Here is a 23,610-nt window from a genome sequence, read left to right on the forward strand (position 1 = left end):
AGATAAATCATTTATAAAATACAGGTAGGAAGTCAGGAAAACGCTATGTTTGTTGTTTTGGTTGAAGATGATCCATATATTGCCTCAAGTATTTGTGCCACATTGGATTTTTTAAATATTTCAGTAGAACATGTGAGTCATGCGCGTGATGCGGATTATTTTATCCGCCACAGTGCGGTCGATCTATGTTTACTTGATTTAGGCCTACCTGACCAAGATGGTTTAGACTTACTGCGATCATGGCGCAGAGATCAGATTCATGTTCCTGTTTTGGTTTTAACCGCACGGTTACAGACCCAACAATGTGTTGAGGCATTAAATGTCGGCGCTGATGACTATTTAACCAAGCCTTTTGAACTGGATGAACTGATTGCACGGGTTCATGCACTCACCCGACGTCATCGCGGTTTTTCATCGAATGTCATTCAATTTGACCACTTAAAGCTCAATAAAGACACTCAAGAAGTCCATTATCAAGATCAGATGATTCAGCTTTCACGCCGTGAATACAGTTTGCTTGAAACCTTGATGAGCCATCCAAATCAAGTACTTAAAAACGAAGTGCTGTTAGACAAGTTATACGGCTTTCAAGATAGCATTGAAAGTAATGCCCTGAATGTCCATATTTATCACTTAAGGCAAAAATTGAATGCGGACTATATTCAAACCATTCGTGGTGTCGGTTATATGTTTAGAATTGCTGAGTCAATCCCATGCAAAAATCACACAGCTTAAAATGGCGCTTGGTCAGCAGTCTTTTGGCCTTGATGATCGGCTTATGGAGTGTAGTATTTGTTTGGCTGTATATCGACTTACAAAAACGTCTACAGGAGACTCTAGATCAACGTCTACATGCCTCCGCACAAATGGTGGCACGGCTAATTCAACAATTACCAGTGCAAAGCTTGGATGAGTCTGCCTTAGCCCAACAACTTCATTCCACAGACCAAGAACAATTGATCGCGTGCGAAGTATCATTATTTAGCTCTGACATCAGTGTAGGACAGCATGTCATTGCCAAAACACGCGGTGCACCGAAAGATTTAAGTCAGCAAGCAGTTGGTTTTAGTACTTGGCAACAAGGTGAGACGCAATGGCGCAGTTATGTGTTACGCCGTGGTGAGATTCAAGTGGTGGCTGCAGAGCGTATGTTTTTGCGGGAGTCTTTGCTAAAACAGATTTTGCAATCGGTCTTAATTCCGCTGATCTTGTCATTATTGTTGTGTATCGGCTTAATTGTTTTAATTGTTCGTCGAGAATTTAAAGCCTTGGATCAGGTTGTAAGCGATTTAAGTCAGTCTAATTTATCGCTCAATGAAGCAAGCCAATATTTAACGAGCTTAGATGCCAATACCATGCCCTCAGAGGTCTACCCTTTTGTGCAAAATTCGAATCGCTTAGTCCATAAACTGCATCAAAGTCTTGAAAATGAAAAAGTCTTTAGTGCATACGCGGCGCATGAATTACGGAGTCCTTTAACCGCAATTAAAACCAATGTGCAATTGGCACAACTGATGGCAAAAACGGACGGCAATATGAAATTGCAATATAGCTTGGATCAAGCAAATCAAAGTGTCCGTCGCTATGCTGATTTACTTGAGCAATTACTGATGTTATCGAATACCGATCAATCTATTGAACAGATCAAAGCAAGCATTCAGGTACAGCCCATTATTGCCAAAGTACTTGATGATTTAGCACTAATTTATCCTGAAGCAACAGCTAAAATTCAGGTCGATTGGCACAGTCTTGGTAATTTGGCATTACCTGAATTTGCCTTGTATTCTGTTCTTAAAAACCTGCTTGAAAATGCCTTATTGCATGCAAACGCTGATGTGATTGAGGTGAAAATGCAGGAAAATACGTTACGCATTCAAGATAACGGCCGACATTTAAATGCCGAAGACATTCGTTACTTAGGGCAACGTTTTTGGCGTAAATCGGCTCAGCAGAAAGGTCATGGACTGGGCTTATCTTTGGTCAAAATAATGCTGCAACAATATGCTTATACCATCCAATTTGAACCGAATTTTCCTAAGGGATTAAAGATTACACTGTTGTCTCAAAAGAGTTGAATAAAGCAGATTATTATTTTTAGATCATGGCTATTTATTCTTTGATTCTCAACGACCACTTTAAAAAATAGCTTGATATATTTGTAATAGACTGACTTGTAATACATTTATTTCAGTTCAAGGGCAAGCTCTCTTGCTTTCTTTAAACTCTCCCTCAGGATATAGACTGAATGAGTCCGACTTACGTTCACCATGAACGGTATAGCATACATTTCTTTATTTTTGTTCAATGGGTATGATCAATAGTGATGAGCCATTTTCATCTGACAGACGGTAATACTTATCTTGGGCCTATGTTTTTCTGCATCTCATATCTATGAGTTAATCTATATACCCATTATCTAGACTAAAAATTAAATGGAGAAATTGTTCAAATAATTACCCTTAAAAGGCAAAAATTGAGGTGCACTGCTTAAGAGAAAAGCAATACAGCCAATAAAAAAAGCCTTTAAACATTAAGCTTAAAGGCTTTTTTAGGAATTTGGTGGAGATGGCGTCAATTGAACTCAACTCCTAAACTATTGATTTAGTGAACCATAAAGTCAATAGCATTTTACCTGTACCCATTTTTTACCCAAATTAGATTTAGCGCATTGAATCACAAAATTTATTTTGTTCAAATCCATTAACAGGATTTGAAATAGTGTACTGATTTTAACACGTATGCATTTAATATTAAAAGAAATGTTATAACATTTCTTTTTTATATTTGTTTTTTTCATGTATCATTTAAGAATTCAACTGCAGCGAAAAAGTTATGTTTGAAAATATTGATGCTTTAAAAACAAAATTAGATCAACATCGTCCTCTTTCTCCTGCAATTGTAAAAAATCTACAAGAAGATCTTATTGTTCGCTGGACATACCATTCAAATGCAATTGAAGGCAATACACTTACATTGCTAGAAACTAAAGTCGTTTTGGAAGGCATTACCGTTGGTGGAAAAGCATTACGAGAACACTTTGAAGCAATCAACCACAGAAATGCCATCTACTATGTCGAAGACATTATTCGAAAAGAAGAACCTTTTTCTGAATGGCAAATTCGGAATATCCACCAGCTTATTCTAAAAAATATTGATGATGACAATGCAGGGCGTTATCGCCAACAGAATGTATTGATTTCAGGTGCCACAACTACGCCACCCGACTATACAATATTGAATGACAGAATGGCTCAGTTAGTCGATTGGTACAATACTGAGGCACATAAGCTACATCCTATTGAACGTGCAGCTAAAGTACATGCAGACTTTGTAGGCATTCATCCATTTATTGATGGGAATGGTCGTACATCACGCTTATTGATGAATCTCGAATTACTTAAAGCGGGATATCCGCCTTGTGTGATTACAGTAGAAAATCGTTTGGCTTACTATGAAGCTTTAGATCAATGGATGGCTTATGGAAAGACTGAAGCTTTTATTCAGTTGGTTTCTGAGGCTGTATTGGAAGGGTTTAAGCCTTATCAGGTTGTTTTAGGTATTTAAGACCTGATTGTGCGGTGCCTTGATCGCAGTAATAGTTAGAACAATTACATCTAAAATCAATGGCTTTGTTGAATAAAGATTTGAAAGGCTGAGCTCCCCTAAGTGAGCTAAATTTAAGAGACAACTTGGGTATGAGGGCGACCTAATTTTGTCAATCCGTTGAGTACTGCTACGCGTGCATGAATCTCATTTACCTGACTAGAAAAACTCCTTGTTGTTAATTTATCGCCTAATAACTTTATGCAATGCATCTTAGTTTCAACCAAACTTCGCCGATGATAGCCTGACCATTTTTTCCATAGCGTCCTACCTAAATGTTTAACAGTACGAAGTAATTCATTTTGCTCTAGCGAGCTGGTCTTTTTATCTTTCCATGGTTTCGCATTTTTTCTAGGTGGAATCACCGCATATGTATCTAGATCTGAAATGACTTGTCGGCAGTGCTTTGTGTCATAAGCGCCATCGGTATAGACCGAATCAATTTGTTCATCCAAGGGAATTTGAGAAAGTAAATCACCAAGTACTTGCGAATCGCTCACATTATTTGTAGTGAGCTGTACTGCGCGTATTTGCAAGGTTTTAGCATCTATACCAATATGTAATTTACGCCATTGGCGACGATATTTAGGTCCATGTTTCTTACGTTTCCATTCACCTTCACCTAAAAACTTCAAGCCAGTGGAGTCTACGAGTAGATGTAGCCCATTGCTACTTTTTTGGTAGCTAATCGCAATATCAATATGCTTTTGTCTTCTACAAAGCGTACTGTAATCTGGTGCTGTCCAATTTAATCCGCAAAGTTTAATCATACTTTGAACAAAACCTGTGACCATAAGGTTCAGGCTTCTTCATTTAGAAAATATTTTGCAGAAGAAGCCTTTACAAACTGCTTTGTGAAACAAAACCTTTACTAACGTACTAACTATATGATTTTACAATGATATCGCATTAATTACACGATCATAAAAATAATAACCAAAATCATCATAGTAAGGTGTAAAAGCCTTTTTTTTATCAAAAAGTCCAGGATTCCATAACACAACTTTTTTATCAATCAACTCATTACAATCCAATGCAATATAATCACCATCACCAGTTTCACCAATCAATACATAATTATTAGGAAGTCTTGATTCCAACCTTTCTTGTAATGTTATCCAAACAGCATCAGGAATACTTGAATTAATAAAATCTGAATCAATAATTCCAAAAAACTCTTGTCCAGCAATATCACCGCATCCAAGTTCTTTGAGAAAAAGCTTATAATCTTCAGGAAAATTAACATTGAGTGTTTTTTCTGCAAGAACAATTAAGCTTTCTTCTTTCGCACCATGAAAATCAGCATCTTGATGCTGATTTATTATAGACATAGTCTCTTTAACGTATTGAACTGTCATAACAAACCTATTTTTTAAAACCTTTTACGCGATCTTTCCAATAATTAGATCTCCATTTATTAAAATTAGTACGATTGATACCCGATGGAATATTATTTAACTCTATAAAGTCATCTGAAATAGATTATTTAACTCTTTTACAGAGACTGTAATATAGTCCTCATCATAAACATCTAAAATTTTTTGAAAAAAATTTCGATCGTTTAGCAATAAAGTTGGAATTTGATTTGTAGCTGATTGGTTACGCAACGCAATTGCTATCTGTAAATATTCATACATCTCATTGGTATACAAATTACTTTCAATTAAATTTAATAAATAAACCAACTCTTCATAGGCATCTTCACCAGATAAAACAATCACATTATCACTAATAAAATCAGATAAATACCATTCATCAACTTCATTGCCTGACTTTAACTTTTCAATGAATTTATTTAGATTTTCTTTAAACATATTTAATCCTTAAATTTAAAATCAATTGTTTTACCAGATTTTATATTTTCTACATAATGAATTTCTACACCATTGACATTCTGAGTTCGTTTAACCCATCCATCTTCATGATATAGTTTATTTTTAGAATCAGTCATCTTAGGCATTCTAGGTGGTGTTACACCTTGTGGATTTGATTTCACCTGTTCCATTGCTAATTTCTCTTCTAAATTTTTAGCAGTTGTGCGACCAGTACTTATCTTTAACAATCTCTCATTTTCAATTTGGATAGTGAAATTTGAATTCTTTCTCGTGGCTTGACTGACCTTAATATTCTCTAAAACTTTCTCCGCTTGTTTAGCATCACCGAATTTAGCAATAACTTTTCCTGCTACTTTGCTAACAATACTTACACCTTTTCCCATAGGAATTAATTCATATGGCTCTGTTGGCACAATAATCATGGCTAATTCTTTAGCATTTCCTAAAATCCTTTGCCCTGTCCATTCACTACAATGCCCAGCAGCTATACCACTTTGTGCACACAGATCATTGTACTGTTCTGTTTTTTTCTTAGCATATGCACCTGCAATGGAAGCATTTTCATCCACCGCATTCTGAGCAACACCGCCGCTCTGAACGGTACTTGCAACATCTTCTGTTGTAGCACCTAATGCACTGCCCGCTAAACCTACAATCGAACTAATAGTAGATTTTTCATCTGCTGTTAAATCTTTTGTCTCTTTGCCATACAAATAGCTTGATAGTAAAGGTGCCGATGCTTCCGCTCCACCTGCTGCCAAACCTGCTGTTAAAGCATCATTTCCACCTGCTGCTGCAACCGCTGCACCCAATAGCGTATGTGCAAGAATATGCGCTGTACTTCCTTCTACATCATTAGATTTAAAGTATTGACCAATCTCGTAACTTGCCGCAGGGCTTAATGTAGCTGCTGCTATGCCTAAACCTGAACTCGTTGGTGCTGACAATCCTGTTGAAATTGTATCGAGTAGCACACCAAGCTTTTGATAGTTATCAACCTTTTCATTGTATGTATTAAGTTGATCTTTCTCTTGTGATGTTAAGAGTTGTCCATTTTTTTCTTTATCTAAAATAGATTGATTTTCTTTCTTCACTTCATCAATCTTTTTATTAATCTCAGCCTTAGCTTCCTGACGATTAGCATCAAACTGCTTCGTCACATCCATCTGCAAATTAATTTCACTTTGAACTTTTTCTTTATCAAAGTTGTTCTTCAGCGCACCACTATTTTCTCGTGCTGTATCAGTTGTTACATCCGTTAAAATTTCAGATTTGATTTGCTCTGCTGTTTTACCTGTCAGCTCTTCCTGACGAATTGTTTCTCGTATCGTAATATTTGAAGTATTGACTCCACTTCGAGTCACACTACTATCTTTATCACTGTCTAGGCCAAAACCAATCGACTTACTTACACCTGTAATACTTGATGCATGTTGATCGATTTCACTTGCCGATGAAGGCACTGTATTCGGTTGTTTTTGTCCTGTTGAATCAGTTCTTCCTGCGTTAAATCCTGCACTTAAACTGATACCTTTCGCATCGTATTCACTTTCATTTTGAATGTTTGAATAAGTCAAAGTCCCTGTATCAAGGCTATTTTTCTTTAAATCTTCAGCAGTTTGTGTAGATGTAATAATGGCACCTTTTAAATCTGTGTTGTTTTTAACATTGATTTGGTAGCCATCATCACCTGCAAAGATGCCTGATTGTTCATTCACTGAGGCATAATTGGCATTGACATTCGATTTACTAAAGCTTCCTGATACATTACCGCCATTTGTCCCTACACTGATTTGGCCTGAAATATCTTGCTGTTTGCTCTTATAGGTCGCTTTATCTTGTAAGCTTTCAATATTCAGTTCATTGGCATCTACCTGAATGCCCTTACCTTGAACTTGCCCACCAATAATATTGGTCGCATTGCCACTACTGATTGTCGTTAAACTGTCTTTTGAACCAACATGACTATTTACATAGCTTGTATCAGTTCCATTGCCTTTGCCTTTTCCAAGATTACCGCCTGCTGTAACCCCAAGTCCTGTTTGGTTGCTGATGGTGACACCTGCATTCCAACCTGAACTCTTATTGTTTGACTCTTCAATCACTTTTTGTTCTGCAGCTTTAATATTGACATCGTTGTCTGCTGCTAAATGGGTACCTTGTAGACCCACAACATCAGAACCAATAATATTGATGTTGGAATCTTTGCCTGCACCTGTCACTACAATATTGGTTTTGCCAGCTGCGTAAATTTGGCTTTGACTCGCAGTATTACTTTCTGTATGGCGCGTTTCTTTACTCTTCTGCTCACCATACGTTAGGCTCACCCCAACCTCTAACGATTGGTTCAATGCGGCAGTACCAGTTAGAGCGTCTTTTAATTTCCCTATGGACTGTCCTGCTTTATAGGTATCAAAGCCCGCATTGGCTGCTGCCATTGCATTGACTCTGTCATTTTTACTTTGGCCAACTTGCTTCGCCGATTCAGCATTAGACTTTGAACAAAACCTGTGACCATACGTAAAGAAAGACGAAAGAGAGATTTAATCATTAAGCAACATTGAATCGCTGTATTGGAATAGGTTTGATTTCGACCTTACTTACCTTGTAATTGTGCATACCACTGAGTATTAGGATCTAACTAAATGGAAATATTTCCTCAGTTTATTAATGCTCTGTTATAGGAGGACCAATTGGTTATACGATAGGGTTTAGGTGCAGGCTTATTCATTTGAAAATTATAGGCCTGAATAAGCCTTCTATACTAGATTTGTGCAACAAAGCCGTGGTAACTCAACAGATGACTCTAGTCCTTATTCAAATTCTTAGACTTGATTTTGGTTATTTAACATTAACGTTTGTCATTACTCTGATATCGGAATACCAAAAATCCCACAAAATTCAATAATATAATTTCTACTATTCTCCTCCATAAGAGAAAGAATTGTATTTTTATCTTCGTTTTTTGCATTAAAATAAAGTGATTCTATGAGGCATGTTGCAATAATATCACCTATAACTTCAGAGCTATATCCCTCTTCAATAATAGTGAATAATTTTCTAGTAATTTCATCATTATGAAATCCTATTTTTAGTATTTCTCTACCCAAATCGCTCATAAAAATTCCCATGTTCAATTCATCAGGTAAATAATCATTTATCTCTTTTTGATAAAAACCTTCTAACATTGGTATCAATTTAAATAATTTATTTAAAAATATATCATAATCACTCATTTACTTTCCCTTTAATGCATTTTGCAAATCTCGTAACATTAGTTGTGCAGTCATTTTCCGAAACATTAGGATTATTTTGGTTGTTTTTCAACCAAATCTTTAAGCCTATAGAATAGTTTTCAGCTTTTTCAAGATGCTCTTTACCTCCAACCATTTTCCCCATAGCCTTTTCATAGCGCACAGCTGCAGCCGTACTGCCATTACCTATTTTTGCATTTGCTCTGAACATATCATCGGTAATATTTTTCAATTTAGCATCATTAACCAATGGCTTTTACATTTGAGCTGATAGTTTATCAAGCAATTCTTCTTTAGCTTTAGGGGTTGTATAAATATCCTTTAAAGCATCATTTACGGCTTTCGTTGCTTTTTGAGTATCACCTGCTTTTTTAGTTGCTTTATAAGCATCTATTGCTGCTTCAACTTTTCGTCCAGGATTTAATGTTTCTAATACAGATATTGCACAATCAGCAGATATCCCGCTAGCACAATCTATTATCGCATTAACACCAATCATACTTGATAATGTATATATTGCCTCTTGTTCATCTTTACCTAGATCTTTGTAAGCAACTAAACCGCTTAAACTTTGCGCACCAGACTCTCTAGATCCACCTTGTGATAAACAATTTTTGTGTGATTTACCTTTCCCTATATTAAGTCCATTATTCTCCACCGCATTCTGCCCAATCACACCCGCTAATTGTGCGTTATAACTCGAGTCTCCTGCTGTTCCACCTATCACTGCACCAATCCCTGCTGTTAAATCACGTATCTGTGCTTTTTCAGCTTCTGACAGCAAGTTCGCTTGGAACTCGCCATTTACAAAGTACTTAGGATCATCTTTATATTTTTCTGCAAGTTGGTTGGTTAAGTAGCTCGCTGCCGCTTCACTTGCAACCGCCGCACTTCCTCCTGCAGTCGGGTCTCCACCATTAATATAAGCAAGTGTTGCACCTAATATCGCGTGAGACACTAATTGTGCTACGGTATTCTTGACCTCTCCATGGCCAAATTCTTGCCCAATCACTTGCGCTGCATATGGTGCAAGGGGATTGGATGCTATTTTCAGATTTGTATAATATTCTTACGAATTCTTAACGATGAAAATTTACAAAATGAGCGAGAAAGAAATTAGTCAATATTTAAGTTTCATCCTGCGGCATAAACCAGAAGAAATTAATCTTGAGTTAAATTCTGAAGGTTGGGGAAATATTTCTGAGTTGATTGAAAAGTCTCAACCAATTAATAATACAAAATTAACTTTAGAAATTATCCAAGCAATTGTGAAAAATAGTGATAAAAAACGTTTTCAAATTTCAGATGACGGCTTAAATATTCGAGCTATACAAGGCCATTCTAATGTTAACATCCAACGTAAGTTTACTGAGAAAACACCTCCAGAGTTTTTGTACCACGGCACAGCTACTCGTTTTTTAGACTCTATAAAAAAGCAAGGTCTAGTCCCCAAGGATCGGCAGCACGTACATCTCACTGAATGTAAAGATACTGCTTTCTCCGTTGGAACTCGTTATGGTAAACCTCAAATTTTAATAATTAATGCTTGGCAAATGCATGATAAAGGTTTCCAATTCTACGAAGCAGAAAATAATGTATGGTTAGTTAAAAACGTTCCAACGGAATTTATTAGTTTTTCATTTTAACAATTTTGAGGCTTTCACTAAAATGTGGAAGCCTTTTCGAGCCATTCTGAAAAATCTTTAAAAATTATATGATATGGCATATCGCCTAAATCAAATACATAAACCATAGGATTACCTGTTGTATCCTCTCCATCAAAATATGCTGCCCAATCAAAATAACGTGCAAAGGGAATTAAATTTAAACCATTCTTTTTTCTCATCTTATAAGATAATTTACCACCCTCATTTTCAGAACTAATAAACCACCATCGAAAATTGGGTATTGTACTTAAAGAAGAAGTATCTTTTGACAATGCCAAATACTCGCTCGGATATTTAAATCCTTGAGGCAAAATATCACTAGAATATGGTGTAAAACTCTCTACTTTCATTATTTACTTACCTTAGGATCATAAATACTACCGTGCGGGAACTTGATTTCCCAACCTTTTTCAAATTGACTTTGTTTTGCAATACGTAATTTGATCGCTTCCCCCCAAGTCTTAGGAATTTGACCACCTGACTGAAAACGGTCTTTTTCAGCAGAGGTTAAAGGTGTATTAAAATCTCTAACTTTAGCTTTAACGCTTACGTTTGCTTCACGCGCTGCAAGAATACGAGTATTATCCATACTCGTTGCTGTACCATTTGGCATGATTACAATATCAACAGGATCGCCATTCCATCCATCCTTTTGCATACTTTTAACCATACTCTCATAATTATAATGTTTTCCTCCTTTCTGATAAGAAACAGTTGCTTGAGAAAATGAAAGCTTAGTTGGATCTAAGGAAATTGTTTTCCCGTAATTAAATGCTTCTGTAATTGAATCATTATCTCGATAAAAATTATTAGTAATTGTAGCAGCAGTCTTAGGGCCATATTTTTTCCCAATATTTTCAATTGCTTCATCCGTTAATTTAATAGGACCATTTAAAGTCCTGGAAAAACCTAAACCAAGCATTGCAACTTTTGCTTCTTGTATTTCCTTTGGAGTCAAACGCTCCTTAGTTATTGGGTCATATTCTTTACCCATAGCAGCTGCTAACTGCCTTATTGTTAAATCATTAATAACCAATAGAGTTTTTTCACCCAAAGTTTTCTCGGGTATCGGACAAACATATCCTGTCGGACAAGACCATTTTTCTTTTTTATTTTCTTTAACTACCTTTCCATAATTCTCATCAATAATCGAAAACCCATTATTCTCCACCGCATTCTGCCCAATCACACCTGCCAACTGAGCGTTATACGTTGAATCTCCTACCGCTCCACCAATGACAGCGCCAATCCCTGCGGTTAAATCTCGGATTTGTGCTTTTTCAGCTTCTGATAGTAAATTCGCTTGGAACTCGCCATTTACAAAGTACTTAGGATCATCTTTATATTTTTCTGCGAGTTGGTTAGTTAAGTAATTGGCTGCCGCTTCACTCGCAACCGCTGCACTTCCGCCTGCAGTTGGGTCGCCACCATTAATGTAGGCGAGGGTTGCACCCAAGATCGCATGAGATACCAACTGTGCTGCCGTGTTCTTATCCGCTCCATGACCAAATTCTTTTCCAATCACCTGAGCTGCATACGGTGCTAGGGTATTAGTCACCACTTGTAAGTCGGTTTGTCCACCCAATGCTGCTGTAATCGCTGTGGTCACGGCATTCAATGCTCGACTACTATTACCACCCATGCCCCATGTTTGCGCTTGGTCTGATGCGTCCTTGTATGCTGGTAAAGCATTTTTCAGAAGATTTTGTTTCGTTACATAATCATCTGTGCTGTTATATTTTTCCCAATCTGCTCCGCCTTCTGCTTTGAGTTTTTCTATCGCTTCTACTTCTGCTGCTTGCTTTTGCACTTCTGCTTCGGCTTGTTTGTTTTGGCTATAAGTACGTGTTGCCGCAACAATCGTCGATGTCGCATCCGATACAATCTTCTGCTTGTCTAAGATGGCCTGTAAGTCAGGAATATCAGCGACTTGTTGGTTCGCGGTATTGATATCGCTATGGATACCCAGTTCTTGAACTGTAGTATCTTTGCCGCCAATATTAATATTGCCTTCGCTGATCGTGGCATAAGTCGTACTGCTGTCACTGTCTTTATCTTGCTGTGGCAAGGTCGGACTGAATGTGGTGCTGTCTCTCCAATTCACATTGTTGGTGTATTCTGTACCTGTACTGTCTTTGCCCTTCTCTTCACCAAAGCGTGTGCCGCCAGACAGTGCAACGGTCGTTGCATTGTGGCTGCTTTCATTTTCGATGTTGCTGAATTTTAGACTGTTCGTTGTGAGGTCATTGTGTTCTTTCGAAGCTGTAGAGGCAATTGCGCCGCCTTGTAAATCAACGTGATCTGCTTTGACATGATAGCCGCCTTCCCCGGCAAATAATCCGCTTTGTTCGTTAACACTCTTTGAATTGCCTTTGGCGCTTGAGTTATTGAAATTACCCGATGCATCCCATGCTGTGCCTGCCGAGACTTGCACTCGTGCGCCTACACCCATTTGTTTGCTGTTTTGGTCTAAGGTATCTTGCTCGCTGATGATATTAAGCTTTCCACCGACATCTGCATCTATGCGGTTGGCCGTAGCTTGTGCACCTTTCAGCGTGGTATCGCCTTGGCTCTTGATGCTGATTTTGTCTGCATTCAGTGTGGTGTTGTTATGTGTGGTGCTTTCTAAGTGATTGCTGCCTTTACCATAACCTGCTTCTGCATAGACATAGACACCTGTTTGTGCACCTACCGATACACCCACGCCGACTTGTGCGCCTGCATTACTATTTTTGCCATCTGCATATTCTTTGCTTTGTCCAGACTCAAGTAAGATGTCTTTGGCTGCATCCAGACTGATTTTGTCTTTGGCATTTACTTGCGTATTTTTAAGGTGAATGTCTCCCTCTGTACTGGTCAGGTTAATGTTGCCGCCTGCATTGAGTACATTACCTTGTGATGCTGAGTAGCTGTTGTCTTGATTGTTCTTACTGGTGCTAAAGCCTATGCCTGCTTCAGCTTTAAACAGTGCCGCTTTTGAGGTTACAGCATCTGAATTTTGTGCAAGTGCGGCAATGTCTTTTTGTACATTATTAATTGTATTGGCGGTTTGGTAGGCTTGAGCGCCTGCCGCAAGGCCTTGCAGGGCTTGCGTACGGTCATCCGCTTTACTCTTGCCGGCATTGTCTACAGCATTAATCAAATCAATGAGCGGCGATGTAATTCGGCTAAATACACCTACTTTGAGGTCTTTGCTCGATTGGCTGTCACTGCCGGTATTCTGGTCATCGACGATGCTGATATTTTTTGCGGTAATGTTGATATCTTTGCCTGCAACGACATCGGCTACTTTTTGGTTATAGTTATTACCTGCTGTAATGTTGACATTGCCATCCAAGCTGCCTACTTGACTGCGCTCTTGGCTAACACTTTCATTATTCGCCTTGTTTTGGTTAGCCATGTAGCCGTCAAAGCGTTCTGTATCTGAGATCTGCGCGCTTCCCCAGCCTTTGCTCTTTTTATCTTCACTTTGGTTAAAGCTGTTTTGCGCTGATTTGATGTTAACGTCTTTGCCCGCATTCAGGACAAGGTCATTTGTAGAGACCACTTTACTGCCCACAATATTAATGCTGCCATCATCGGCTTTTATTGTGGTTTTGCCACCTACAGAAAGTTCTGTACCTACACTTTGTACCAAACCACCATTGGCTTTTTCTTTGTCATTATAAACGCCAAGCGGGGCTATATGATCTCGGTTGTCGATACTAAAGCCTTTACGTTTAGAGTCCGCTGTTTGGCTTTCAGTATTTTGGGTAGCTAACAAATCAACATTGTTTTTGGCATGTAGCAATGCATCGCCTTCGGCCGAGATTTTCGCGCCTTGACTACGGATATCCCCCTCAGTGGCAATAATATTTAAATTCCCGCCAGCTTTGACTTCTGTACCTACAGATTGAGTTGAACTCGTATCTTTAGTTTTGGTGGTTTTTTGGTTATGTGCTTGGAAAACAACAGGTGTAGTTGCTGCCATCGTCGCTTTACGCACAGTTTCTGCGCTGGACATGATTTTGCCAACTGCACTGTCCGAGAAGTCATTATTGTCTTGGCTCTTTTTCGCAGAGGCTGCTGCTGCCGCTACACCGCTATAGGTGAAGCCAATCGAGACACCTGAACTCTTACTCTCAAATTTTGATTGAGTGTCCTGCTGGACATCCGCAGCATCAAGGTGGACATTTTTACCTATCAGGTTGATGTCTTTACCCGCTTCTATGATTGAAGCTACTGCATTTAAATCTTGACCGGCAATAATGTTGGTATTGCCATTTACACTACCCACTAAGCTTTGTGTGAGCGATGTTGATTGGGATTTGTTATCTTGTTTTATATTTGACTTTCCATAGCCAACACTTGCTACACCATCTGAGAAACTTGAAGTAAATCCAGATTTTTTAATGCTATATTCTGCTTCATTCGCATACTGGTTTTCTGCAGCACTGATCTTGATTTTTTCTTTCGCTTGGATTTGCGTCAGCTCGTCTGAAACGACACTACTGCCACGAATATCAATATTGTTTGCATCTAAAATAACATTTTTACCATCAACGGTACTGGTAATCGCTTCATCACTCATGTTTCGTACATGACCTTGGCGCACTGTAGTACTTAATGTACCTTTTTCCTTAACTTTAAATGCTTGCTCTGAATCTGATAACTTTCGACCCTCTGAAATATCAATATTTTGCTGGGCTGATAGTATGGCCGATCCTTGTTCACTGGTAATTTGTGAACCTTTCACCGTGATGTTTTCAGCTTGTAGGCGTGTATCTCCAACACTCTGAATCACTGAACCAATATCTTCCTGCTTTTTCTCGTAATTGAAATTATCTTTATTTGCATAGCCACGATTGTTAACCGAGGTGTTTACACCACCAATATTTAAGTTACCCTCGGTTTTAATAATACTCGAACCTGAGTTGTTCACAATTTCTGAACCTTTCAGTGTCGCATCTCCACCTACTCGTATGGTCAGTGTAGTACTTAAGTTCTCTGTATTACTATTGACTTGATTCAGCGGTGCCCCTGTAATATAAATCCCTGCTTTACGATCAAATCCTTCGCGGGTAAATTCACTTTCTCCAACTTGGTTTGCTGTCTTTTGTGTTGTGCTGCGCTGGTTTAAATTACCAGCAATATTTAAACTCGCAGAATTAACAGCAGTGATCGTTCCACCAATATTGTTTAAATCTTTTGTCGTCTTTAAATCAATCTGGTTTGCCTGCATTCGACCACTCAACTGAGTAATGTTATCCGCTGAGATTTGTATCACTTCACGCCCAGCAATAGTTGCATTATTAAGAACATCACCTTCAACTTGGATTTTGACTTGATCTGCACTGATCAGTGTGCCATCACCTTTTAAATCTCCTGCTCTTGCCTTCACATAGACTTGAGGAACAAGAGCTGTCGTCGTTGTACCATCAGCAAGCTTGACAGTTTTTTCTTCTAACCAAACTATATCTGTCGTCAATTGTGCAATCTGTGCTGCAGTCAATGTAACCCCAGGTCTTAAGTTATAAAGTTTGGCAAAGCTTAAGGCATTGTTCATCAATGCCTTATATTGTTCTTCATCATTACCATAGCCTTGTAAGAAACGGTGTCCAGTCAGTTGAGCAATTTGATCTTGAACCAAGCGTTGTTCATAGTAACCATCACCCAGACGTTTTTGCTTCATCGCTGGATCAATATTCATGGCATCCAACATATAGTCCGAAGATAACCATTTTTTATAGTTGCTAAATGCTGGGTCTGTTTCGACTAAATATTGTGCCTGACTGTCTTGGGTTGTACTAAATAATGCATTGCTTGGTAAATCAATGAAATCCATCGACACAGAACGAATTTTGATTTCATCCTGGCCTTTGGTCGCTGAAGTATTTGCATCTCCTGCTTGTAGATTTTTTGCCGTATCAACAGATTGAACCTGTTGTTGCTCAGCGTCTATTTCTTGATCACCTTTAGACTTCACATCTAATTGATTCGGCGAATTAGGTACATTCGCCATTTGACCATTTACCGAAGTGCTTTGACCACCATCAACGGTCACTTGATTAGATTGACCTTGTTGCTGACGATCCACTTGCTGCTCTGGTCCCACCACTGCAATCGTATCAGTCGTTACTGTCCCAGCTGTGACATTTGAAATATTCTGATTAGACATATGATTTTTGACATTTCCCAGCCACTGATTCACAGGTAAATCAATTTCTGTTATTTCATCAGCTGGATTGTAAGCAATTTTATCTCCCCATTTACGCTGATGATATCGTTTAAATCCACCACGCCATTTGGAATAGGTATACTGACTCGTGCCCGCTTGCTGGGTGATTTCAACACCCTTGCCATCAATTTGTTCTACATCTTTATTCAGTTGTACATCCAATGTACCACCAGCTAGTACAACGCTCTTATCGTTTTTAAAGACATCACCATAGAGATGAATATCCCCACCAGCAACGATTTCTGCCGGTGCCGAATGGCTAACCTCACTTTTTAGGTGGGTTTCCTTAACTTCGTATTGCGTCCATTTCTTTACTTGTGTATTACTAAATTGTTCATTATAAGCATCAATGGCATCACTTAGGGCTTGATAAGCCGATTCATCCGCCTCACCCCATGCTTCTAAATCCTTTTTATATTGTGCTAAGCCAAGGACATACGCTTCTTTATCTTTTTCATATTGTGTATAGGCCGTTTGATAGGCTGCACATGCAGCGGCATCATATCCAGCACCTGCCTCACAACTTGCTTGCCCAGTTGGCGCCACAGGCTCAACCATCGTAGGTGCTTCAGGTGCATCTTTTGATGGTGCTGTAATATTAAAATATGCCCAGACAGCATCATCTTTCTTGTAATTTACATTACAGCTTTCATCTTCCCCCTCTCCAACACAATTGATTGACTCCACCTCAGGTATTGGTGTCTCACCCAACACTACATCTTCAGGTAAAATATTCGGTGTTGTATCGTATTTATATAAGCCAGCCCTACTCCAACTTTTCCAAATTAAGTTTTCTTTAGGAATCTTTGTCGTTTTACCTTCAGGTTGAATATAAACTTTATTTTCAACATCACCGATCTGTACAATTTCAGTCTGGAAATTCTGATTAATATTATTGATCGTGTTTGCGGTCAACGTTATATCAGCGAGGGACTCAATACGTGCACTTAAGTTATTCAACGTATTAGCACTGCCTTGCGCTTTTAAATTCCCGTCCAGACTCCCGCCAATATTTAAATCACCAGAACTAAAAATCCATGCATTATCACGCGCGCTTTCCTTAACTACACCACCTGATTGGTTATTGAGCGTTCCAATACCTAGATCCATATCCCCACGAGATGCAATCACTGCACCTGTACCTGCGGTATTGGATTTATTGTCTAAGGTGTTGGCCTGAATTGAAACTTGTGTACCATAAATACGTGCACCATCATTCCATACTCTATCCGCTTGAATATGCGTCAACTCACCATTGATTAAACCTTGGTTATGTACGGTATCTTGTGCTGTCAAATGCGTTTCATTGGATGAAATGCTTGCTCCTGCTTCATTCTTAATATTTTTGGCACTTAATTCTATTTTTTGACCCGCTGTTAATTCTGACTGATTCACTAAATCATTGTCAGTATTCAGCTTCAATGTACCGTTAGCAGAGATTTGATCATCTTTGGTATGGGTATAGCTTTGTTTTAGGTCAATATCGACATTGCCTTCACTAATAACTTTCCCTTTATTAATTAACTCATTGGCTTTCAGATTGAGTTGGTTTTTTGCGAGTAATTCACCACCCGTGTTATTTACATTCAGGGTTTTATCTGCTGTTCCAATATTTAAGGTATTTAAACTACTGATCGAACCTGCTTGGTTACTCAGTTGTTTACTAATATTTAGATTTGCTTGATCCGTTCCACGAATCACCCCAGATTGGTTATCGAGTACAGTTGCATTGACCTCAATATTTTTTGCATCTAATCCACCCAGCACAGTTGCGTCTTTATTTTGTGAGTTGATGACGTTGTTCGCCGTTGCAGTCAGTTTTTCACCTGCAATAATATGGCTACCCACCCCAGTATTATTAATCGTGTCTGCATTCAAGTTCACATTTTGCTGTGCCTGAATTTGCCCAGCCACGTTATCAATACGACCACCTGAACTTTGCTGTTGGATGCTTAAATCTGTTTGACTGTTGATTTGACCTTTATTGTTATTCAGATTTTGTGTAGCGATATTGGCTGAGCCGACTGCTGCAATATAACCGCTGATATTATCCAGCTGTGAAACATTTGCAATCTCAAGGCTTCCTTGGCTGAGAATACCTGCCTGATCGCCTGAGTTACTATTCAGCAAGGCATGATTTTGGGTATCAACTTTAACGGATTGTTCACCTTGGACTAAACCTGTTTGGTTGTCCAATGTTCCTGTTTTCAAATCTACAGTTTTGGCAATGATTTTACCGCTTTGGTTACTGAGTTGTTGTTGATTGGTGTCAACATTCAATTGATTTTGTGAAGCAATTTGTCCAGCAGTATTCACTAAGCCATTGCTATTTATGCCGAGATTGTGCGCAGCATAAATATCACCTTGCTGGTTGATCAATTGACCTTGTGCATTGACGGTTAAATCTGCTTGTTCAGAACGTAAAGTACCTTCGGTATTGTCCAAGGTACTACTTTGCACATTCAGGCTTTGCCCTGCAACCAATACGCCTTTTTGGTTTTGAATATCACCTTGTGCCGTGACATTTGCAGCACCTGCTGCATAGACTTGTCCTTGTTGGTTATTCAGTTGCCCTGCTGTTAAATCAAGCTGATTTTTAGCGTAAATGGTCCCTTGTTGGTTGTTCAGTGTGGTCGCATTCAGTTTGGCATTGCTGCCTGCAAAGATTTCACCAGACTGGTTATCTAGGGTTTGCTGTACATTTAAATCCAGTTGATTTTGTTCTGAACGGATTTTGCCTGCGTTGTTGTTTAAATTCTTCGCTTGAACTTGTACTTTCTGATTGGCAGCTAGAGTACCTGACTGGTTATTGAGGTGATCTGTAACATTCAGGTTAAGTTGATCTTGGGCGTAGATTGTCCCTGTCGTATTGTCAATCTGCTGAGCTGTTGTATTGAGCGATGTCCCTGCAATCACTTTACCATTTTGATTACTGAGTGTGTTGACATTGAGTTCAATCGCTTTATTTGCAGATATTTCACCTGCCAAATTACTCAAGTCATTTTCAACATTCAGCTTCAATTGATCTTGTTGTGAACGGATTTGTCCTGCATCATTGATCACTGAACCCACTGTTAAATCAGCCAGTTGTTCTGCCGCCACTACGCCTTTGCTATTGTTCAACTGACCTATAGCATTGAGTTGTAATTGTTCTGCTGCGTAAACGACACCTTCGGTATTGTCTAAATGATTCACTTGGACGATAGCATTGGCGCCTGCTTGCAGCTGACCTTTTTGTGAATCAACGTCTTGAGCTGTCAGATTTAAATCTTTTGCCGCTGCAATCAAACCTGTATTGTTGGCAATATCTTTCGCTACAGTCAGCGTGGTATTGGCATTTTCTGAACGGATTTGTCCTGCATTATTCAATAATTGTTGTGCATTTAGATTGAGGTTTTGCTCAGCAGCCAACATGCCTGCACGATTATCCGCTGTTCCTGAGACTGTTACATCTAATTGTTTTTTAGAATAAATCGTACCTGCTTGGTTATTTAGTTCTGCCACGTTAAGTTGGCTATCTGCACCCGAAATCAATTGCCCAGATTGGTTGTCTAAATGTGGACTTTGTATATTCAAGACTTGTGCAGATTGAATACTGCCTGACTGATTATTAATACTTTGAGCGAGCTTTAAAGTAACATCGCTTTGTTCGGATTGGATTTGTCCCTTTTGGTTATTGAGATTTTGTCCAGTTAAGGTCAATGCTTGTTGTGATGCAATTAAGCCTTGTTGGTTTGCGATGTTTTGTGTTGCAACAATATCCAATTTGCCATCGGCATAAACTGTCCCCGTATCGTTGTTCAGTTCACTCACTTGTAAATTGGCATCACGTCCTGCAATGATCTTACCTGACTCGTTGTCGAGTTTTTGACTGCTGATCTTTAGGTCTTTGCCAGTCAGTGTTTGAATCACACCTTGTTGGTTGTTTAAATCAGCCGTATTGAGGGTAGCGTTCCCTGCTGCACTGATCACACCTGCGGTGTTATTGAGATTCTGTGCAACATTAAGATTCAACTGCCCATTGGCATCACTTTGAATCAATTGTCCTTGTTGATGGCTCAGTGTTGTTGCATTAAGGTTAATATTCTGAGCAGCAGTCGTGGCATTGTCTAAATTAGCAATGCCCAATTCGAGTTGTAAATTGCTGTTACTTTGGATTTTACCTTGTTGCCCTTGTAGGTTTTGTGCAGTGATTTTAAGTTGTTGATCACCTGCATGGAGGATTTCACCCGCAACAGAATTTAAATTTGTAGTTTTGATCTCAGTTGTATGGGCATTACTGATGATCTTGCCCGCATTGTTATCAATCCGATCTGCAACATTCAAAATAAAATCATTCTGCCCTGTATGCTGAATCAAACCTTGATCATTGTTCAGTTGTGCAGTAGCAATATTGATTTGCGAAGCACTGTATTGACCTTGTTGATTATTGATACTTTGTTGCGCTGTTAAATCAAGTTCTTGATGAGCAATGATTTTTGCATTCGATGTATTCAGTATTTGGGTATTGGCCTGAATATTTTTGGCTTGTGTAGCACTTTGGCTCAAATCAACACTTTTTGTTGCATTGATTGTAAGCGATTCACCCGACAAAATCGTGCCCGCGATTTGTACTTGTTGTGCATCGATATTCAGGGTTGCAGTACTATTGCTCAGTTGACCGTCTTGCTCCAGTCCCGATGCCCAAATTGCATCTTTGTTGCTCGTAATATTGTCAGACTGTACCTTGATTTTATTCAGTGCTGCCAATTGACCATCTTGCTGTAGTTGTTTCACCGTTAAATCAGCAGTATCTCCTGCATAGATTTGTCCAGTGCTATTCAGCTGTTGTGCGGTGACGCTAAGATTTTTGTTAGCCGTGAAATTTCCTGCTGTATCTTGCGCACGACCATTATCAATCTGGTCAACTTTTAGGGTTAAATCACCCGTTTTGGCTTGAATGGAGCCTTGTTGGTTATTTAATGTTTGCCCAGTGAGTTGTACGTTTTGCGCTGAAATTTCGCCATTATTGTTATTTAAACTAGTGAGGTTTAATGTTGCATCGCCATTGACTGAAGCAATGACACCTTCAGTATTATTGGTATTGTCAGAATTCAAGATCAAAGCATCAGTTGCAAGTATTTGACCTTGGCTATTGTCAATTTGATTCGATGTTAAATTCAGTGCTTTGGCACTTTGTATGCGCCCTTGATTGTTATTGAGTTGTTGTGCAGTTAAATCAAAGCTTTCTGTAGCATTGATTTCACCTTTTTGGTTGTTGGCATTTTGCGCAGTGATATTGATCACTTTAGCTGTAAATTTACCCGCTTGGTTTTCAAAGTTTTGACCATTGAATTGCAATTCAGGCAGTTGGATTTCACCGCCATTATTCTTAATACTGTTCTGAACATTTAGTGTGATATCTGCATTATTTAAAATTTGTCCTGACACATTGTGAATGTCTTGCGCAATTTGAATTTGACCTGCATCAAATGTTTTTGGCGTTACATCAGTCGGTTCAGCAACTGTGATCGAACTGCTATCTTGCGCAGAGGAGTTTTGTTCTGGGTTTGTCACAGGCGGTGCAGTTGTGCCTGTTTGAGTACCAGTTGTCTTATCTTGAGTCGCCTGTCCAATCACACCTTGGCTATTATCTAAAGTTTTCGCTGTGATGTTAAGTTGTTGCTGACCTGTTTGCTGTATTTGACCTTTGTCATTGCTGAAATTCTGTGCGCTCAAATCAATACGACCAGCATTGATTACACCGTCATTATTATTGATGTTTGCTTGTGCATTAAGTTTCAATTCATCACTGGTCGCAATCAACCCACTATTCTGAATATCTGTCGCATCCACTTGAATTTTGCTTTTTGTGCTGCTGATGTTGCCGCTGTTCGCCACATTATGCGCTTGGATGTCAATTTGGTCTTTATTCGCAATGATGTTGCCTGTATTGACTAAATCACCATTAGCATTCAAAGTCAGCTGATTTTCAGAGGCATTGATCGAGCCTGCATTACGCACACCCAAACCTTGCTCTGTGCCCACCAAGAAAATTTTGCCCGCATACATACCGCCCAGCTGTGCAACATCCAGCGCGAAATCAGGCTTTGCAGTCTGTGCAGAAGACTGACCATTAATTGCGTTAACATTAGGCGCAGTCTGGTCTTTGACATCAATATCATTTTGACCCAGCACCGTAGTCAGCTCATTGGCATACAGTCCAGCATTGACATTCAACGCACGTGCGTAAATGTCAGTATACGGCGTTAAGCTGCCATTGAGGCCTTTTCCTTCAATGGTCACTTGTCCATCACGTACACGGAATGATTCCAAATAGCCCTGATTCACCACGGCTTGGCCCGCAGCCAAGCTGAAGCGGTCAGCATTAATCACGCCGCAGCCGTCACAGACCAAACCCGATGGATTGGCTATCACCACTTGTGCAGACTTCCCCGCTACTTCCAAATAGCCTTTCAGTTGGCTCGGATTGCTGCTGTTCACTTCATTCAGAATAACTTTGGCTTCGCCTTTTCCAAGCCAGGGGTTGCCCTGCACCCATCCGCCCAGCTGGGTCTGCACATTATTGCGTGAGTTGTTTAATATCGCGCCTTCTTGCCCGACATCAAACTGTGTATAGGTGTTGCGGGAAACCCCGCCAGTGCTTGGTGTTTGAATATTGACTTGAGTGAGACCATTACTGCTGTTCAGAATGGTCGCCTGCTGTGAGCTAGGCGCGGACTTGTCAGCAATAATTTGCGTATTAGCGATACTGTTGAGTGGTACGGTATACACCACTGCACCCAATAAACTGACCACAGCAAAATTCAGCGGATTGAGTTTTTTTAAAGTTTGAGGGGTAAATTGCAGCGTATCTGCAGCGCGGATGGCCTCACTTTGCCCAGTAGTCTTGCTGCGGCTTTTTACAATTTCTGCAACAGCAATAAACATGCCGCGCGCTTGACTAAAAATAATACGATAGCAATTCTTATTCACAGCAATTTACCCTTCAATCTTTATATTTTTTTCAATGTTTAAAAAACAGCTTGGACTAA

The 23,610-nt window shown here is 39.2% G+C and carries 11 protein-coding genes and 3 pseudogenes; 4 read left to right on the forward strand and 10 right to left on the reverse strand.

What is annotated here, in order from left to right:
• Positions 1-45 precede the first annotated feature (45 nt).
• The 3 genes from FTU80_RS12025 to FTU80_RS12035 all read left to right on the forward strand — a co-directional run bounded on the left by FTU80_RS12025 (position 46) and on the right by FTU80_RS12035 (position 3,564).
• A complete protein-coding gene (locus FTU80_RS12025) occupies positions 46-735 on the forward strand; it encodes a response regulator transcription factor (protein WP_180085274.1) in 690 nt (229 codons plus the stop codon).
• Positions 714-2,075 (forward strand): ATP-binding protein, encoded by a 1,362-nt coding sequence (locus FTU80_RS12030; protein WP_180085276.1) that lies wholly within the window; start codon positions 714-716, stop codon positions 2,073-2,075. Before FTU80_RS12025 ends, FTU80_RS12030 begins: the two co-directional genes overlap by 22 nt.
• A 757-nt stretch (positions 2,076-2,832) precedes the next feature.
• Positions 2,833-3,564, forward strand: coding sequence for a Fic family protein (locus FTU80_RS12035; protein WP_180085278.1), 732 nt, complete (start codon positions 2,833-2,835; stop codon positions 3,562-3,564).
• Between the two features lie 113 nt (positions 3,565-3,677).
• On the opposite strand, the pseudogene FTU80_RS12040 reads toward FTU80_RS12035, so the two are convergent.
• From FTU80_RS12040 to FTU80_RS16325, 8 genes and pseudogenes are all read right to left on the reverse strand, one after another.
• Positions 3,678-4,397, reverse strand: a pseudogene (locus FTU80_RS12040) (IS5 family transposase); the annotation flags it as partial.
• A 99-nt stretch (positions 4,398-4,496) separates the two neighbouring features.
• Positions 4,497-4,961 carry an SMI1/KNR4 family protein gene (locus FTU80_RS12045; RefSeq protein ID WP_180085280.1) on the reverse strand — a complete coding sequence of 155 codons (465 nt, stop codon included), beginning with the start codon at positions 4,959-4,961 and terminating at the stop codon, positions 4,497-4,499.
• A 102-nt stretch (positions 4,962-5,063) separates the two neighbouring features.
• Positions 5,064-5,417, reverse strand: a complete 354-nt coding sequence (locus tag FTU80_RS12050; protein WP_180085282.1) for a hypothetical protein — start codon at positions 5,415-5,417, stop codon at positions 5,064-5,066.
• Positions 5,418-5,419: 2 nt separating this feature from the next.
• Positions 5,420-7,936, reverse strand: a pseudogene (locus tag FTU80_RS12055) (hemagglutinin repeat-containing protein); the annotation flags it as partial.
• Positions 7,825-8,169, reverse strand: a pseudogene (locus FTU80_RS12060) (transposase). The pseudogenes FTU80_RS12055 and FTU80_RS12060, both read right to left, overlap by 112 nt.
• A gap of 133 nt (positions 8,170-8,302) precedes the next feature.
• Positions 8,303-8,674, reverse strand: a complete 372-nt coding sequence (locus tag FTU80_RS12065; RefSeq protein WP_180085284.1) for a hypothetical protein — start codon at positions 8,672-8,674, stop codon at positions 8,303-8,305.
• The gene (locus FTU80_RS12070; RefSeq protein WP_218949043.1) at positions 8,667-8,924 is read right to left on the reverse strand and encodes a hypothetical protein; all 258 of its coding nucleotides are present in this window, start codon (positions 8,922-8,924) and stop codon (positions 8,667-8,669) included. Before FTU80_RS12070 ends, FTU80_RS12065 begins: the two co-directional genes overlap by 8 nt.
• Positions 8,925-8,948: 24 nt before the next feature.
• Positions 8,949-9,704, reverse strand: a complete 756-nt coding sequence (locus FTU80_RS16325; protein WP_373685222.1) for a VENN motif pre-toxin domain-containing protein — start codon at positions 9,702-9,704, stop codon at positions 8,949-8,951.
• An 88-nt stretch (positions 9,705-9,792) separates the two neighbouring features.
• On the opposite strand from FTU80_RS16325, the gene FTU80_RS12080 reads away from it, so the two are divergent.
• Positions 9,793-10,338, forward strand: a complete 546-nt coding sequence (locus tag FTU80_RS12080) for an RNA 2'-phosphotransferase (protein ID WP_180085286.1) — start codon at positions 9,793-9,795, stop codon at positions 10,336-10,338.
• A 17-nt stretch (positions 10,339-10,355) separates the two neighbouring features.
• Here FTU80_RS12080 and FTU80_RS12085 read toward each other — a convergent pair whose 3' ends face one another.
• The gene (locus FTU80_RS12085; RefSeq protein ID WP_180085289.1) at positions 10,356-10,709 is read right to left on the reverse strand and encodes an SMI1/KNR4 family protein; all 354 of its coding nucleotides are present in this window, start codon (positions 10,707-10,709) and stop codon (positions 10,356-10,358) included.
• Complete coding sequence (locus tag FTU80_RS12090) at positions 10,709-23,551, reverse strand: hemagglutinin repeat-containing protein (protein ID WP_180085292.1); 12,843 nt, start codon at positions 23,549-23,551, stop codon at positions 10,709-10,711. Before FTU80_RS12090 ends, FTU80_RS12085 begins: the two co-directional genes overlap by 1 nt.
• Positions 23,552-23,610: the final 59 nt, after the last annotated feature.

Source organism: Acinetobacter sp. YH12145 (assembly GCF_013418335.1).
GTDB lineage: Bacteria > Pseudomonadota > Gammaproteobacteria > Pseudomonadales > Moraxellaceae > Acinetobacter > Acinetobacter amyesii.